18 protein-coding genes are annotated in these 14,741 nt (G+C 71.8%); 17 read left to right on the top strand and 1 reads right to left on the bottom strand.

Annotated elements, in window-relative coordinates; translation table 11 throughout:
* The first annotated feature begins 158 nt into the window (after positions 1-158).
* Genes ACFWGJ_RS31320 through ACFWGJ_RS31330 form a run of 3 tightly spaced genes read left to right on the top strand, consistent with a single transcriptional unit; the run spans position 159 to position 3,642 of the window.
* A complete protein-coding gene (locus tag ACFWGJ_RS31320) occupies positions 159-704 on the top strand; it encodes a GNAT family N-acetyltransferase (protein ID WP_387331430.1) in 546 nt (181 codons plus the stop codon).
* A gap of 5 nt (positions 705-709) precedes the next feature.
* Positions 710-1,609, top strand: coding sequence for an arginase family protein (locus ACFWGJ_RS31325; RefSeq protein ID WP_387331460.1), 900 nt, complete (start codon positions 710-712; stop codon positions 1,607-1,609).
* 59 nt (positions 1,610-1,668) lie between these two features.
* Complete coding sequence (locus ACFWGJ_RS31330; RefSeq protein ID WP_387331432.1) at positions 1,669-3,642, top strand: DUF5107 domain-containing protein; 1,974 nt, start codon at positions 1,669-1,671, stop codon at positions 3,640-3,642.
* A gap of 2 nt (positions 3,643-3,644) precedes the next feature.
* Here ACFWGJ_RS31330 and ACFWGJ_RS31335 read toward each other — a convergent pair whose 3' ends face one another.
* The gene (locus ACFWGJ_RS31335; protein WP_366783035.1) at positions 3,645-3,998 is read right to left on the bottom strand and encodes a VOC family protein; all 354 of its coding nucleotides are present in this window, start codon (positions 3,996-3,998) and stop codon (positions 3,645-3,647) included.
* A gap of 121 nt (positions 3,999-4,119) precedes the next feature.
* Here ACFWGJ_RS31335 and ACFWGJ_RS31340 point away from each other — a divergent pair, with 121 nt between their 5' ends.
* The 14 genes from ACFWGJ_RS31340 to ACFWGJ_RS31405 all read left to right on the top strand — a co-directional run bounded on the left by ACFWGJ_RS31340 (position 4,120) and on the right by ACFWGJ_RS31405 (position 14,611).
* A complete protein-coding gene (locus tag ACFWGJ_RS31340) occupies positions 4,120-4,587 on the top strand; it encodes a phage holin family protein (RefSeq protein ID WP_387331435.1) in 468 nt (155 codons plus the stop codon).
* Positions 4,588-4,868: 281 nt separating this feature from the next.
* A complete protein-coding gene (locus tag ACFWGJ_RS31345) occupies positions 4,869-6,284 on the top strand; it encodes an NAD(P)/FAD-dependent oxidoreductase (protein WP_387331437.1) in 1,416 nt (471 codons plus the stop codon).
* Positions 6,281-8,128, top strand: a complete 1,848-nt coding sequence (locus ACFWGJ_RS31350; protein WP_387331439.1) for a transketolase — start codon at positions 6,281-6,283, stop codon at positions 8,126-8,128. Before ACFWGJ_RS31345 ends, ACFWGJ_RS31350 begins: the two co-directional genes overlap by 4 nt.
* Complete coding sequence (gene ligD, locus ACFWGJ_RS31355; RefSeq protein ID WP_387331441.1) at positions 8,125-9,045, top strand: non-homologous end-joining DNA ligase; 921 nt, start codon at positions 8,125-8,127, stop codon at positions 9,043-9,045. Before ACFWGJ_RS31350 ends, ligD begins: the two co-directional genes overlap by 4 nt.
* A gap of 59 nt (positions 9,046-9,104) precedes the next feature.
* On the top strand, positions 9,105-9,470 hold the full coding sequence (locus ACFWGJ_RS31360) for a gas vesicle protein (protein WP_387331443.1): 366 nt from the start codon (positions 9,105-9,107) through the stop codon (positions 9,468-9,470).
* A gap of 75 nt (positions 9,471-9,545) precedes the next feature.
* Positions 9,546-9,971 carry a gas vesicle structural protein GvpA gene (locus ACFWGJ_RS31365; protein ID WP_387331445.1) on the top strand — a complete coding sequence of 142 codons (426 nt, stop codon included), beginning with the start codon at positions 9,546-9,548 and terminating at the stop codon, positions 9,969-9,971.
* Complete coding sequence (locus ACFWGJ_RS31370) at positions 9,968-10,717, top strand: GvpL/GvpF family gas vesicle protein (protein WP_387331447.1); 750 nt, start codon at positions 9,968-9,970, stop codon at positions 10,715-10,717. The genes ACFWGJ_RS31365 and ACFWGJ_RS31370 overlap by 4 nt, the downstream gene beginning before the upstream one ends.
* A 25-nt stretch (positions 10,718-10,742) precedes the next feature.
* On the top strand, positions 10,743-11,009 hold the full coding sequence (locus ACFWGJ_RS31375) for a gas vesicle protein GvpG (RefSeq protein ID WP_387331449.1): 267 nt from the start codon (positions 10,743-10,745) through the stop codon (positions 11,007-11,009).
* Positions 11,006-11,734: a DNA primase gene (locus ACFWGJ_RS31380; RefSeq protein ID WP_387331451.1), complete on the top strand. Its 729-nt coding sequence runs from the start codon at positions 11,006-11,008 to the stop codon at positions 11,732-11,734. Before ACFWGJ_RS31375 ends, ACFWGJ_RS31380 begins: the two co-directional genes overlap by 4 nt.
* Entirely contained in the window at positions 11,727-12,899 is a 1,173-nt protein-coding gene (locus tag ACFWGJ_RS31385) for an SRPBCC family protein (RefSeq protein ID WP_387331453.1), read from the top strand. The genes ACFWGJ_RS31380 and ACFWGJ_RS31385 overlap by 8 nt, the downstream gene beginning before the upstream one ends.
* Entirely contained in the window at positions 12,896-13,291 is a 396-nt protein-coding gene (locus ACFWGJ_RS31390) for a gas vesicle protein (protein ID WP_387331455.1), read from the top strand. The genes ACFWGJ_RS31385 and ACFWGJ_RS31390 overlap by 4 nt, the downstream gene beginning before the upstream one ends.
* Positions 13,288-14,082, top strand: a complete 795-nt coding sequence (locus ACFWGJ_RS31395; protein ID WP_387331457.1) for a GvpL/GvpF family gas vesicle protein — start codon at positions 13,288-13,290, stop codon at positions 14,080-14,082. The genes ACFWGJ_RS31390 and ACFWGJ_RS31395 overlap by 4 nt, the downstream gene beginning before the upstream one ends.
* On the top strand, positions 14,079-14,267 hold the full coding sequence (locus ACFWGJ_RS31400) for a gas vesicle protein (protein WP_107016810.1): 189 nt from the start codon (positions 14,079-14,081) through the stop codon (positions 14,265-14,267). The genes ACFWGJ_RS31395 and ACFWGJ_RS31400 overlap by 4 nt, the downstream gene beginning before the upstream one ends.
* 26 nt (positions 14,268-14,293) lie before the next feature.
* A complete protein-coding gene (locus ACFWGJ_RS31405; protein WP_387331462.1) occupies positions 14,294-14,611 on the top strand; it encodes a gas vesicle protein K in 318 nt (105 codons plus the stop codon).
* Positions 14,612-14,741: the final 130 nt, after the last annotated feature.

The raw sequence follows: 14,741 nt of genomic DNA on the forward strand, positions 1-14,741 counted from the left end.
AAAGACAGGGGCAGGGCCCAGCCCCTGTCTTTAGGGGCGCGGGGAACTGCGCGGCCAGCCACGACGTGCCCGCAGGTGCCCGCCGGCCGTAGATCCCCGCCACGCTGCAAGCGAACCGCAAGCGAACCGCAAGCGAACCGCAGGCGTACCGTGGTGGCATGCCCGGCAGCACCGCGTATCTCGCCGAAGGCCCCCACGTGGGCATACGTTTCTTCACGTACGAGGACGGCGGCGAGTTCACCGCCCGCGCGCGGGAGAGCAAGGCGCTGCACCAGCCCTGGCTCTTCCCACCCGCCACCCCCGTCGCGTACGCCTCGTACGCCGGGCGGCTCATCGATGATCCGAGCAAGGCCGGGTTCTTCGTCTGTGAGAAGGACGGGGGAGGGATCGCCGGGTTCATCAACATCAACAACATCGTCGAGGGCGCCTTCCTGTGCGGCGCCCTCGGCTACGGGGCCTTCGCGCACGCCGCCGGACGCGGGCTGATGAGCGAAGGGCTCGGCCTGGTCGTCCGGTACGCGTTCGGCACGCTCGGACTGCACCGGCTGGAGATCAACGTCCAGCCGGACAACGCCGCCTCCATCGCGCTGGCCCGCCGCTGCGGGTTCCGCCTGGAGGGCTTCTCGCCGGACTTCCTGTTCATCGACGGAGCGTGGCGCGACCATGAGCGGTGGGCCCTCACGGCCGATATGATTCGAACATGAGTGCCCTGAGGAATCTCGTCGTCCTGGACGCACCCTCCAACCTCGGCCTCCGGCCGCCCGCCCCCGGCACCGTGCCCGGCTGCTACAAGCTCGCCGGCGCCCTGCGCGAGCAGCGGATCGTGCGGCGGCTGAGCGCCCTGGAGGGCGGTGTGGTCGTCCCGCCGCGTTACGACCGGGGCGACTGGCAGGAGGGCGACGGTGTCTTCAACGCCGCCGCGCTCGCCGGATACACCCGTACGCTCGCCGACCGCATCGAGCGGCACGTACGGGCCGGGGAGCTGCCCGTCGTCCTCGGCGGCGACTGCTCCATCCAGCTCGGCGCCTCCCTCGCACTGCGCCGCATCGGCCGCTACGGCCTCGCCGCGGTCGACGCCTCGCACGACTTCCGCCACCCGGGCAACTCCGACCACGTCGGTGCCGCGGGCGGCGAGGAGGTCGCCCTCGCCACCGGGCGCGGGCAGGACGACCTCACCGACCTGGAGGGGCTGAAGCCCTATCTGCGGGACGAGGACGTCCGGTTCTTCGGGATCCGGGACGAGTTCGAGGACGACCGGGCCGAGCTGGCCGCGCTGAAGATCCCCACAGTGACCGTCGGCGACATCCGCGAATGGGGCGCCGACGCCCTCGCGCGCGCCACCGCCGAGGCCTTCGGCGTACCGGACCTGGACGGTTTCTGGGTGCACCTCGACGCCGATGTGCTGGATCCGTCCGTGATGCCCGCCGTCGACAGCCCCGACCCAGGCGGACTGCTGCCCGATGAACTGATCGCGCTGCTGCGGCCGTTGGTGACCTCCCCGCACTGCGCCGGTTTCAACGTCACCATCTACGACCCCGACCTGGACCCCGACGGAACCGCCGGCGCCCTCCTGGCCGACATCGTCGTCGCCGCCTTTGCGCAATCCTGACCGGATCCTGACCGGGAGGGCCTCTGGTCGGCACGTCGTCCACCCTGTTCCATGGTCACGTGACGACCATCCGACGTGACGTACTGACGCTTCCGGTCGCCGAACCCGGCCCCGCCAACCCGCTGCCCCCACTGCGCCCGCTCGACGGGACGCACCACGTGGACGAGCGGGAACGCGCGGGCCTGCCCCGCGACATGGCCCGGCAGATCGCGTACGAGCCCCTGCGCAGCCTCCTGCCCGCGCGTGTCCGGGACGGGTACGGGAGAAGCCGTACGCCCCGCGAGGTCGCCACGATCGTCCTGGAGAACGACCGGCTGCGCGTTACCGTGCTGCCCGGCTTCGGCGGCCGGGTCGTCTCCCTCCTCCACAAGCCGTCCGAGCGTGAACTCCTCTACCGCAACCCGGTGTTGCAGCCCGCCGACTTCGCGCTCAACGGCGCCTGGTTCTCCGGGGGCATCGAGTGGAACATCGGCGCCACCGGCCACTCCACCCTCGCCTGCGCACCGCTGCACGCGGCCCGGGTCACCGCACCCGACGGCACACCGATGCTGCGTCTGTGGGAGTGGGAGCGGCTGCGCGACCTGCCCTTCCAGGTAGACCTGTGGCTGCCGGAGGGCTCCGACTTCCTGTACGCGGGTGTGCGCGTCCGCAATCCGCACGAGAGGGCCGCGCCACTGTACTGGTGGTCGAACACCGCCGTCCCGGAGGAGCGGAGGGTGCTCGCGCCGGCCGAGGAGGCCTGGCACTTCGGTTACGAGCGGCGGCTGCGCCGGGTGCCCGTCCCGGTGCACGAGGGCGTCGACCGGACGTATCCGCGGCGCGGCGAGTATCCGGCCGACTACTTCTACGAGGTGCCCGACGGGCAGCGGCGCTGGATCGCCGCCCTGGACGAGGCCGGACAGGGGCTGGTGCAGACGTCCACCGATGTGCTGCGCGGACGCAAACTCTTCATCTGGGGCACCGGCACCGGCGGACGCCGCTGGCAGGAATGGCTCACCGAACCCGGCACGGAGGGCTACTGCGAGATCCAGGCCGGGCTCGCCCGCACCCAGTTGGAGCACGTACGCCTCGACGCGGAGAGCGAGGTGAGCTGGCTGGAGGCGTACGGGCCGATCGACGCCGACACGCGGCTCGTGCACGGCGACGACTGGGCCGCCGCCCGCTCCGAGGTCGAGGCCGGGCTCGAACAGCGCCTGCCGCGTGCCGAGTTCGAGACGGCGTACGGGCACTGGCTGACGTCCGCCGACACCGAACCCGCGCAGCCGCTCGCCACCGGCTCCGGCTGGGGTGCGCTCGAAGTCCTGCGCGCCGCACTCAAGTTGCCCGGCACACCCTTCGACGAGTCCACACTCGGGGACGCCCAGCGGCCCTGGGCGGAGCTGCTCGGCACCGGCTCCTTCCCGGAGCCCCGCCGGGTCGGACCGCCCGGCGAGACACTGGTCGCCCCGCACTGGCGGGACATGCTGGAGACGGCCCCCGCCAAGCCGCTCACCGAGTACCACCTGGGAGTCGCCCAGTGGCACGCGGGCGACCGGGCCCAGGCCGTGCGCAGCTGGGAGAGGGGTCTCGAACTCGCGCCCTCGCTATGGCCGTTGCTGCGCTGCCTCGCGGTCGCCGACCAGGAGGCGGGCAACCGCGAACGGGCCGCCCAACGGTACGCGGACGCCTTCGACGACCTGTGCCAGGAGCGGCGCGACGACGGCGAGACCTGGACGGCCGTCACCGCCGCGCTCGGGCGCGAGGCGATCGGCGCGCTGCTCGCGGCGGGACGCACCGCGGACGCGCGGTCCGTGTGGGAGCGGCTGCTCCCGGCGACCCGCGAACGCGGCCGGTTCCGGCTGATCGAGGCGCAGTTGCTGCTCGCCGAGGGCGACAAGGACGCGGCGCGTGCCGTCTTCGACGCCGGTTTCGAGGTGGCGGACCTGCGCGAGGGCGCCGAGACGATCGGCATCCTGTGGTCCCGGATCTGTGACGAACCCCTGCCGGAGCGCTACGACTTCCGGATGCGCCCGCCCGGCACCGACCACGGCTGACCTCACGGTGACGTACGGCGGTCCGCGTACTCGTAGATGTAGCCGTCCGGGTGCAGCGCGATCAGGTTGCGGCCCGCGGGGGTCGCCACCGGGCCCGCGACGACGTGCGCGCCCGACTCCGTGAGCACCCGGTGGGCCTCGTCGACGTCCTTGACCGCGATGGTCGCCGAGACCTTGCGGAGCACTTCGAGTTCCGCCTCCGGGCCGCTCATCAACAGGAAGCAGCCGACGGCGGCGACGGAGACCCCGCCGCGCTCGAAGCGTTGCGCCGGTCCGCCCGCCAGTCTCTCGTAGAAGGGGACCGCAGCCTCCAGGTCGTCGACGCAGATGCGCAGCGTGGCTCCCAGAATGTCCATGCGGACGAGCCTAGTTGGGGTCGGCCGTGAAAGAGATCGTTTCGCACGGATCCCGTGCCGGGGCGTACGCGCCCCGGCAGGGCGGGCGTTACGCACCGGGGGCCGCGGGTACCCGGAGCGCATGGACCGCATCGATCACATGGAACATCTGGACAAGCATCTGGCCGACGAACTGGCGCAGGTGGCCCGCGACGCCATACGCGAGGAACTGCGGGAACAGACCCGCAAGCAGCGCCGCACGGCCGCGATGTACGCCGCGTCCGGTGCCCTCGCCCTGTACGCGGGCGCGGCCCTCGCGCTCACGGTCGGTCTCGCCCTCGCGATCGGCCTGCCCGACTGGGCCGCCGCCCTGATCACCGCCGCCGTGCTCGGCGCACTGGCGTACGTGCTGCGGAACGCGGCGCGGCCGTCGGCGTCCGGGCCCACGCCGGGTGGCACCGCCCAGATGCCCGGCGAAGGTGCCGTGACCGGTGGCCCCGTCGGTGCTCCCACCGGCACGGCTGCGGGGACGCGGGCCGACGGCCCCGCCGTGCCTCCGATGCCGCCGGTCGCCCCCAGCAACGCGGCGCCGGACACCCGCGCCCGGTGAGCCGCGGCACGGCCCGGCACCCCCTTGCCGACCGGGGTCACAACGACGTGGCCCCGGTCTTCGCCGTCCGCGTCCGCCGTGCCCGCGTACCCGCCGGACATGTCACGAAGTCCACTTCTGGAGCTGCGGCGGCGGCATTCCTGCGATAGAAGTCGAAGGAGCCGTGCCCGTCCCGCACGGCGACCGGAACCCCGGTGACCCGACGTTTGGGCATCTTGGCCAGGGGGACGCGGAAAGCCCCGTTTGAGCGATTCCGCCGGAGGCGACCCATGAGCCGACCGATGAGCCGACCCCGAGTCGTCATTGTCGGAGCGGGCTTCGCCGGATACCGGGCGGCCCGGACGCTCGCCGGGCTCACCCGGGGCAGGGCCGGCCCGCTGGACATCGTGCTGCTGAACCCGACGGACTACTTCCTCTATCTGCCCCTGCTGCCCCAGGTGGCCGCCGGTGTCCTGGAACCGCGCCGCGTCACCGTCTCGCTGACCGGCACCCTCCCCCGGGTACGCCTGGTGCTCGGCGAGGCCGACGGCATCGACCTCGACGCGCGCATGGTCCGCTACACCGGGCCCGAGGGCGAGGCGGGCACGCTCTCCTACGACCGGCTCGTCCTGGCCGCCGGCAGCGTCAACAAACTGCTGCCGATCCCCGGTGTGGCCGAGCACGCGCACGGCTTCCGGGGGCTGCCCGAGGCGCTGTACCTGCGCGACCACGTGACCCGGCAGGTGGAACTCGCCTCCGCCGACGACGACCCCGCGACCGCGGCGGCCCGGTGCACGTTCGTGGTCGTCGGCGCGGGCTACACCGGTACCGAAGTGGCCGCGCACGGACAGCTGTTCACCGACGCCCTGGCCCGCAGGCAGCGGCACCGCCCGGACCTGTGGCCGCGCTGGACCCTGGTGGACATCGCGCCCCGCGTCCTGCCGGAGATGGACGAGCGGCTGTCGCGCACCGCCGACCGCGTCCTGCGGCAGCGCGGCGTCGACATCCGTACCGGCACGTCCGTGAAGGAGGCCACCCGGGACGGGGTCCTGCTCAGCGACGGCGACTTCGTCGGCACCCGGACCCTGGTGTGGTGCGTCGGCGTGCGTCCCGACCCGCTGGCCGAAGGACTGGGACTGGCGATGGAGCGGGGCAGGCTGCTCGTCGAACCGACCCTTCAGGTGCCCGGCCGCCCCGAGGTGTTCGCCTGTGGTGACGCCGCCGCCGTGCCCGACCTGGAGAAGCCGGGCCAGTACACGCCGATGACCGCCCAGCACGCCTGGCGGCAGGGCAGGACGGCGGGACGCAATGTCGCGGCCTCCCTCGGCATCGGCGACCCCCGCCCCTACCGCCACCGCGACCTGGGCTTCGTCGTCGACCTCGGCGGGGTGAAGGCCGCCGCCAACCCGCTGGGCGTCCCGCTCTCCGGACCGGCCGCGGGCGCAGTCACCCGCGGCTACCACCTCGCCGCGATGCCGGGCAACCGCGTCCGGGTCGCCGCCGACTGGCTCCTGGACGCCGTTCTGCCACGCCAGGGCGTGCAGCTCGGCCTCGTCCGGTCCTGGTCCGTGCCGCTGGACACGGCCTCGCCCGAGACGGCCCGTGTACCGGGCCGGCCCGGCACCCCTGAGCCCGGCAGCCCCGAGCAGGGCACCCCTGAGCCCGGCAGCCCCGAGCCCGGAACCCCTGAGCAACCTCCTGTGGAAGGAACACCATGAACACCCCCGAACTCATCGAACTCGGCCGGCAGCTGCGCGTCGACAGCGTGCGCGCGGCCGCCGCGGCGGGCTCCGGGCACCCCACCTCCTCGATGTCCGCCGCCGACCTGATGGCGGTCCTGCTCGCCCGGCAGCTGCGCTACGACTTCGAACGGCCCTCGCATCCGGGCAACGACCGGTTCGTCCTCTCCAAGGGGCACGCCTCGCCGCTGCTGTACGCCGCGTACAAGGCGGCCGGGGCCATCGACGACGCCGAACTGCTGACCTTCCGCACCCTGGACAGCCGCCTCGAAGGGCATCCGACACCGCGCCGCCTCCCGTGGGTGGAGACCGCCACCGGCTCACTGGGCCAGGGCCTGCCCGTCGGCGTGGGCATCGCCCTGTCGGGCAAGCGGCTCGACCGGGTCGGCTACCGCGTATGGGTCCTGTGCGGCGACAGCGAACTGGCCGAGGGTTCCGTCTGGGAGGCCGCCGAGCACGCCGCGTACGAAGGACTCGACAACCTCACCGCGATCGTGGACGTCAACCGGCTCGGGCAGCGCGGCCCCACCCGGCACGGCCACGACCTCGACGCGTACGCCCGCCGCTTCCAGGCCTTCGGCTGGCACACCGTCGAGATCGACGGACACGACGTCGAGGACATCGAGCGGGCCTACGGCGAGGCCGTCTCCACGGCCGGACAGCCGACCGTGATCCTCGCCCGCACCCTCAAGGGCAAGGGCGTCGCGTCCGTGGAGGACCGCGAAGGCCTGCACGGCAAGCCGCTGCCCGACGCCGACGAGGCGATCGAGGAGCTGGGCGGGGTACGCGACCTGCGCGTCCAGGTGCAGCAGCCGCAGGCCGCCCGGATGCTGCACGCGGTACGGGCCGGTCACCTGGACCTCCCGCGCTGGGAGACCGGGGACGAGGCAGCCACCCGCGACGCCTACGGCCAGGCGCTCGCCGCGCTCGGCTCCTCGCGCGCGGACGTCGTCGCCCTCGACGGAGAGGTCGGCGACTCCACCCGCGCCGAGTTCTTCGCCAAGGAACACCCCGAGCGGTTCTTCGAGTGCTACATCGCCGAACAGCAGCTCGTCGGGGCGGCCGTCGGGCTCGCCACCCGCGGCTGGGTGCCGTTCGCCTCCAGCTTCGCCGCGTTCCTCACCCGCGCCCACGACTTCGTCCGGATGGCGGCCGTCAGCGGCATCGGCGTCAACCTCGTCGGCTCGCACGCGGGCGTCGCGATCGGCGAGGACGGACCCTCGCAGATGGGCGTCGAGGACCTGGCCATGTTCCGCGCGGTGCACGGCTCGACCGTGCTCTACCCGTGCGACGCCAACCAGACGGCGGCACTCGTCGCCGCCATGGCGGACCTCGACGGCATCCGCTATCTGCGGACCTCACGCGGTGCCATGCCCGTCCTGTACGGCCCCGGCGAGGAGTTCCCCGTCGGCGGCAGCAAGGTGCTCAGGCGTTCCCCGGACGACCGGCTGACCGTCGTCGCCGCCGGTGCGACCGTGCACGAGGCACTGCAGGCCGCGGACGCGCTCGCCGCCGACGGCATCGCCGTGCGGGTCGTCGACCTGTACTCCGTCAAGCCCGTCGACCGCGAGACCCTGCGCGAGGCCGCCGAGCAGACCGGCTGCCTGCTCACCGTCGAGGACCACCACCCGGAGGGCGGTATCGGGGACGCGGTTCTCGACGCCTTCCTCGACGGCCGTCCCACTCCGCGGCTGGTCCGTCTCGCCGTACGGGACATGCCCGGCTCGGCCACCCCCGCCGAGCAGCTGCACGCGGCGGGCATCGACGCCGAGTCCGTCGTCGCCGCCGTGAAACTGCTGGTCGAGAACGCCGTGGTGCGATGACCGCCGTACGCGCGGGCCGGCGGACCGTCGAGGTGCACCGGCCGGACAAGGTGATGTTCCCCGGCACGGGAGGGGCGAAGGAGTACACGAAGGCGGACGTCGTCGCGTACTACCGGGAGATCGCCCCGTTCATGCTGCCGCACCTGCGGGGACGGCCCCTCATGCTGGAGCGGCACCCGGACGGGCTCGACGGGCCGACGTTCATGCAGAAGAACGTCCAGGACCACTATCCGGACTGGATCCGCCGCGTCGAGGTGCCCAAGGAGGGCGGCACGGTCCTGCACCCCGTGTGCGAGGACACCGCGACCCTCGTCTACCTCGCCGACCAGGCCGCCCTCACCCTGCACCGGTGGCTCGCCCGCGTCGCGTCCGACGGCACGGCCGACCGGCCGGACCGGCTGGTCTTCGACCTGGACCCCGCGACCGACGACTTCGAGCCCGTACGCGACACCGCGCGGCTCCTCGGCGAACTCCTCGACCAACTCCGCCTGCCCTCCGCCCTGATGACCACCGGCTCACGCGGACTGCACGTCGTCGTCCCCCTCGACGGGCGGCACGGCTTCGACGAGGTCCACACCTTCGCCAAGGACGTCGCCGACACGCTCACCGAGGCGCACCCCGACCGGCTCACCACCGAGGCCCGCAAGAAGGACCGCGGCGACCGGCTCTATCTGGACATCCAGCGCAACGCCTACGCCCAGACCACCGTCGCCCCCTACACCGTGCGCGCCAGGCCGGGTGCCCCGGTCGCCGTGCCCGTCGCCTGGGAGCAGTTGGAAGATGCGGAACTCGGCCCGCGCCGCTGGACGATCGCCGACGCCGTCGACCAGGCCCGCACGAACCCCTGGTCAGGGCTGCTGCGCCGCGGACGCGCGCTCGCTCCCGCCAGGCGCCGGCTGAACGCCCTGCGCGGCTGAGCGCCGACACTCGCAGGTTTGGTGAACGAACGGCCGGTCACTCGGTGTTCGAGGTGGCCATGTCGAACACATCCAACACATCAGATTCACAGAGTTCACAGAGTGCGGCGAACTCGACCAAGGGCAGGCAGAAGAGCGCGACGGACGACGACGAGCTGGGTCCCATGGACGTGCTGCGCCAGGCGCGCGGCCAGCTCGCCGAACTGACCGGCATGGAGGCCGAGTCGGTGTCGTCGTTCGAACGCACCGAAGACGGCTGGTCGTTGGAGATCGAGGTCCTGGAACTGGTCCGGGTCCCCGACACGATGAGTCTGCTCGCGAGCTACGAGGTGACCCTCGACCCGCGGGGCGAACTCACCGGCTACCGGCGCGTGCGCCGCTACGAACGCGGCCGTGCCGACGCCCGCAGGCCCGGCGGCCGCTAGACCGGCCGGCCCCTGCCCGCGCACACCCCCGACAGACCGCGCACACACCCCTACAGACAAGGAGGGCCGGTCGGTATGACCGTTGTCCCGGCACAGCAAACCGGTGGTGGAGGCGGCTCCAGCGGCCTCTACGACGTCCTTGAACTCGTTCTCGACCGGGGGCTCGTCATCGACGCCTTCATCAGGGTCTCCCTCGTCGGCATCGAGATCCTCAAGATCGACATCCGTGTCGTCATAGCGAGCGTCGACACCTATCTGCGCTTCGCCGAGGCGTGCAACCGCCTCGACCTCGAAGCCGGAAACAAGCGCGACCCCGGCCTGCCCGACCTGGTCGGCTCGATCACCGAGTCCGGTGCCAAGGGCAAGTCCAAGGGAGCCCTCTCCGGCGCCGCCGAGACCATCTCGGACGCGTTCAAGCAGTCCCGCGAGGAGAGCCAGTCCGAGTCGAGGCCGCGGACCCGTAAGACCGCCGCCTCGCGCCGCAAGGAGGAGCAGGAGTGAGCACGTACGTCTACGGCATCACGTCCAGTTCGCTGCCTGCGCTCCCGGACGGCACGGAAGGCGTCGGTGAGCCGGCGCTGCCGGTGCGCGTCATCAAGGAGGGTGACCTCGCCGCGGTCGTCAGCGACGCGCCCGAGGGGCTGCGGCCCAAGCGCAGGGACCTGCTCGCCCACCAGAACGTGCTCGCCGAGGCGGGCGCGGGCGGCCCGGTGCTGCCCATGCGCTTCGGCAGTGTCTCGACGGACGACGCGGCCGTGGCCGGCGTTCTGGCCGAGCGCGCGGACCACTTCAAGGAGCGCCTCGACGCGCTCGCGGGCAAGGTCGAGTACAACGTCAAGGCCACGCACGACGAAGAGGCCGTACTGCACCGCGTGATGTCCGAGAACCCGGACGTCAGGGCCCTCACCGAGGCCAACCGCAGCGCGGGCGGCGGCAATTACGACGAGAAGTTGCGGCTCGGCGAGATGGTGGTCGCCGCCGTGAAGAACCGCGAGGTCGAGGACGCCGCCGACATCCAGCGGGCGCTGGAGCCGGCCGCCGCGTCCGTCAGCGTGGGCCCCGAGTCCACCGGCTGGCTGGCCAACCTGTCCTTCCTCGTGGACCGCGACACGGCCGGCACGTTCATCGACGCCGTCGAAGAGGTACGCAAGGCGCACCCGCACCTGGACCTGCGGGTCCATGGGCCGCTGCCCCCCTACAGCTTCGTCGAGCCGGGCCCTTCCGAGCCCGCGCAGGCGACCAACTGAACCTCTGACAAACGGAGTTGATGACATGGGGCTGATCGGAGAGGTCCTGATGCTGCCGTTCGCCCCCGTGCGCGGCAGCCTCTGGGCCATGGAACAGGTGGTGAACGAGGCCGAGCGCCAGTACTACGACCCGGCGGCGGTCCGCGCCGAACTCGGCCATCTTGAGGAACGCCTTGAGGCCGGCGAGATCGACGAAGCGGAGTTCGACCGCATGGAGGACGAGCTCCTCGACAGGCTGGAGATAGCCATGACCAGGAGCACCGGAGCAGGCAACAACGGGACTACACGATGAACCGACTAGGGCTTGGCCTCGCCGTAGGGGCCGGATACGTCCTCGGACGTACGAAGAAGATGAAGCTGGCCTTCGCCGTCGGCACCATGGTGGCGGGCAAGCGCATGCACCTCAGCCCGCGGGCGCTCGCGGACCTGGTCTCCACACAGCTGCAGAACAACCCGCAGTTCAAGGAGATCGGCGACCAGCTGCGCGGGGACCTGCGCGGCGTGGGCAAGGCCGCCACCGGAGCACTCGTCGAGCGCCAGATCACCGGCCTCGCCGACCGGCTGCACGGACGGACCAGCCAGGTGCAGGACCAGCTCGCGGGCGTCGTGCCCGACGCGGTCCCGGACGTGCCCGGGGTCGGCGGCAAGAAGCGCCGCAAGCGGGACGAGGAACCGGACGACGAGTACGACGGCGTCGAATACGACGACGACGAGTACGAGCACGACGACGACCCGGACTCGGACGACTCCGGCCGCGACACCCGCGACGCGGACGACAAGACCGCCGGGGACGACGAGAAGCCCCGGCCGCGCAAGCGGGCTCCCGCGAAGAAGAGCGCGAAGGCGCCCGCGAAGAAGACCGCCGAGAAGCGCAGCCCCGGCAACGAGGCTCCGGCGAAGAAGACGGCGGCCAGGGCCGCGAAGAAGGCTCCGGGCAGGAAGACGGCCGCGGCGAAGACCGCCACGCGCCGCACCACCCGGGCCCGTACGACGAGGGGAGGCGGCGACGATGACTGACACCCTCGGGTCCGCGACCAGCAAGGCCAAGAGCAACCCGCTGACCTCGCTCGCGCAGAGCGAGGCGGTCGACCGGCTCAAGGAGGAGGCCCAGGCCTACCTCGCCGCCCAGGTCCAGCGGGCCCTGGTCGGCGTCGGGACCAAGCTCGGCCAGACCACGGGCAAGCTCAACGACATCGCCTCAGGCGACAGCCCCGGCTTCGCCAAGCTCGCCCTCGACGGCGGCCGCAAGCTCGCCGACGGCAAGGGGCCGATGCGCACCGCGCTGGAACTCGGCGCGGGCAAGGCCAAGGACAGCGTGGTCGGCGCCTTCAAGAACCTGACCGGCGGCAAGGGCGGCAAGCGCAAGGGCGGCGCCGGCAAGAAGCCCACCGTCATCATGGAGTTCATCGACGTGGGCGTGCCGCTGCGCACGGCCTACGACCAGTGGACCCAGTACCAGGACTTCAGCAACTTCGCCCGGGGCGTCAAGAGCGCGAACCGCGCCGACGACACCACGTCCGACTGGCAGATGAAGATCTTCTGGTCCAACCGCAGCTGGAAGGCGCACACCACCGAACAGGTGGCGGACCAGCGGATCAGCTGGACGTCCGAGGGCGCCAAGGGCACCACCAAGGGCGTCGTCACCTTCCACTCGCTCGCCGAGAACCTCACCCGCGTGCTGCTGGTCATCGAGTACTACCCCAAGGGGCTGTTCGAGAAGACCGGCAACATCTGGCGCGCCCAGGGCCGCAGGGCACGCCTCGACCTCAAGCACTTCGCCCGGTTCATCACCATCAAGGGCGAGGCGGAGGACGGCTGGCGCGGCGAGATCCGCGACGGCGAGGTCGTCACGAGCCACGAGGACGCGGTAGCGGAGGAGGAGGAAGCCGAACAGACCTCCGAGGACGGTTCCGAGGACGGTTCCGAGGACGCGGAAGGCTCGGCCGAGGAGGAGGCTCCGGAGAACGAGGAGCCCGCCGAGGACGAACTGCCCGAGGACGAGGAGGCGTACGAGGACGAGGACGCCCCCGAGGCCGAGTACGAGGACGAAGAGGTCCCGGAGGACGAGGAGGCCTACGAGGAGGACGCGCCCGAGGCCGAGTACGAGGACGAGGAAATCCCGGAGGACGAGGAGGCGGACGAGCGCGAACCTGAGCCCGCCGGGGCCCGGGGCCGTCGATGACCACGGCTCAGCGCCTGCCCGACCCCTACGGGAACGGCGGCGGCGCCAACCTCGCGGACATCCTCGAACGGGTCCTGGACAAGGGCATCGTTATCGCGGGTGACATCCGTATCAACCTGCTCGACATCGAACTCCTCACCATCAAACTGCGGCTCATCGTCGCCTCCGTCGACAAGGCGAAGGAGATGGGCATCGACTGGTGGGAGACCGATCCGCAGCTGTCCTCCCGCGCCGGACGCGACGAACTCGCGCGGGAGAACGCGGAGTTGCGTGCACATGTGGCCGAACTGGAGAACGCGCGCGGCGAAGTGACCGCGGGCGGAAGCCAACCCGCGGAGCAGACACAGAGTTCGCAGCGGTCACAGAAGTCGGAGAAGGAAGCACAAGGATGAGTGGTCTGCGTTACGTGTACGCCGTCTGCCGCCCCTTCGGTACGCCCCTGCCGGCCCAGCTGACAGGGGTGGCCGGCGTACCGCCCAAGCAGCTGGTCCACGGCGACCTGGTCGCCCTCGTCGGCCAGGTGCCCGAGGAGGACTTCGCGGAGGAACCGCTGCGGGCCCACCTGGAGGACCTGGACTGGCTCGGCGCGACCGCGCGGGCCCACCAGAACGTGATCGACGCGCTCACCGTCGTCACCTCGCCGCTGCCGCTCCGGCTCGCCACGGTGTTCCGGGACGACAGCGGCGTCCGGTCGATGCTGGAGGAACGCGCGGACATGTTCCAGCGCACCCTCGGCCGGCTCGACGGGCGGGTCGAGTGGGGCGTGAAGGTGTACTCGGAACCCACGGAGGACGCCGGGAACGCGTCGGTCGCCGAGGGTTCGGGTGCGCGGCCGGCCTCCCCTCCTGCCAGGACGGCGGGCTCCGGGCGCGACTATCTGCGGCAGCGGCGCAACCAGCGCAGGGAGAGCGAGGAGAAGTGGGAGCGGGCAGAGGAGTTCTCGCGCCGGCTCCACGAGTCCCTTTCCGGGTACGCGGAGGACACCCGGATCCACGCCCCGCAGAACTCGGCGCTCTCCCGCGCGCCCGGCCGCAACATCCTGAACGCCGCCTATCTGGTGCCGCGCACCGAATCCGAGGCGTTCGTGGAACTGGTGGACCGTACGAAGGACGACGCGCCGGGGCTGCGCGTCGAGCTGACCGGTCCGTGGGCCGCCTACTCGTTCAGCGGGGAGGACGCGTGACCGTCGTGGAACGCCGGGAGGTCGCCCTCGTCGACCTCCTCGACCGGCTGCTCGCGGGCGGGGTCGTCATCACCGGAGACCTCACCCTGCGGATCGCGGACGTCGATCTCGTACGGATCGATCTGAACGCGCTGATCAGCTCGGTGAACGAGAACGTTCCCGCGCCGTGGGAGGAGATGCTGTGAGCGGTGGAGAGTCGCTCCGGAGGGTGGTGGACGACGCGGTCCTCGGCACCGGGGCGGGCAGGGAGGCCAGGCGGAGCCGGCTGGACCTCGAACCCGACACGGTGGAGCGGGACCTGATCAAGCTGGTGCTGACCGTGGTCGAGTTGCTGCGGCAGTTGATGGAACGGCAGGCCGTTCGGCGGTTCGACACGGGTGACTTGTCCGAGGACCAGGAGGAGCGGATCGGGCTCACGCTGATGCTGCTGGACGACCGGATGGCGGAGCTCCGCGATCGGTACGGGCTTCGCCCCGAGGACCTGAACCTCGACCTCGGGCCTCTGGGCCCGCTGCTCCCTCGGGACTAGCGCGGCCCGGGGCCGGCGCTGCGCCCCTGGGGACCGCGCGCCCGTGAAACCTGCGGGCCGGCGGGGGTTGCCCGCGCAGTTCCCCGCGCCCCTAAGGGGCAAAAGCAGGGGCGCAGCCCCGTTTTTGAGG

The organism is Streptomyces sp. NPDC060205 (assembly GCF_042728395.1).
Taxonomy (GTDB): Bacteria; Actinomycetota; Actinomycetes; order Streptomycetales; family Streptomycetaceae; genus Streptomyces.

Bases quoted from the DNA above. Each gene is read 5' to 3' on its own strand.
- ACFWGJ_RS31385 (WP_387331453.1), top strand. From the start codon at position 11,727: ATGACTGACACCCTCGGGTCCGCGACCAGCAAGGCCAAGAGCAACCCG.
- ligD (WP_387331441.1), top strand. From the start codon at position 8,125: ATGACCGCCGTACGCGCGGGCCGGCGGACCGTCGAGGTGCACCGGCCG.
- ACFWGJ_RS31375 (WP_387331449.1), top strand. From the start codon at position 10,743: ATGGGGCTGATCGGAGAGGTCCTGATGCTGCCGTTCGCCCCCGTGCGC.
- ACFWGJ_RS31350 (WP_387331439.1), top strand. From the start codon at position 6,281: ATGAACACCCCCGAACTCATCGAACTCGGCCGGCAGCTGCGCGTCGAC.
- ACFWGJ_RS31320 (WP_387331430.1), top strand. From the start codon at position 159: ATGCCCGGCAGCACCGCGTATCTCGCCGAAGGCCCCCACGTGGGCATA.
- ACFWGJ_RS31380 (WP_387331451.1), top strand. From the start codon at position 11,006: ATGAACCGACTAGGGCTTGGCCTCGCCGTAGGGGCCGGATACGTCCTC.
- ACFWGJ_RS31345 (WP_387331437.1), top strand. From the start codon at position 4,869: ATGAGCCGACCCCGAGTCGTCATTGTCGGAGCGGGCTTCGCCGGATAC.
- ACFWGJ_RS31390 (WP_387331455.1), top strand. From the start codon at position 12,896: ATGACCACGGCTCAGCGCCTGCCCGACCCCTACGGGAACGGCGGCGGC.
- ACFWGJ_RS31340 (WP_387331435.1), top strand. From the start codon at position 4,120: ATGGACCGCATCGATCACATGGAACATCTGGACAAGCATCTGGCCGAC.
- ACFWGJ_RS31365 (WP_387331445.1), top strand. From the start codon at position 9,546: ATGACCGTTGTCCCGGCACAGCAAACCGGTGGTGGAGGCGGCTCCAGC.
- ACFWGJ_RS31360 (WP_387331443.1), top strand. From the start codon at position 9,105: ATGTCGAACACATCCAACACATCAGATTCACAGAGTTCACAGAGTGCG.
- ACFWGJ_RS31395 (WP_387331457.1), top strand. From the start codon at position 13,288: ATGAGTGGTCTGCGTTACGTGTACGCCGTCTGCCGCCCCTTCGGTACG.
- ACFWGJ_RS31335 (WP_366783035.1), bottom strand. From the start codon at position 3,998: ATGGACATTCTGGGAGCCACGCTGCGCATCTGCGTCGACGACCTGGAG.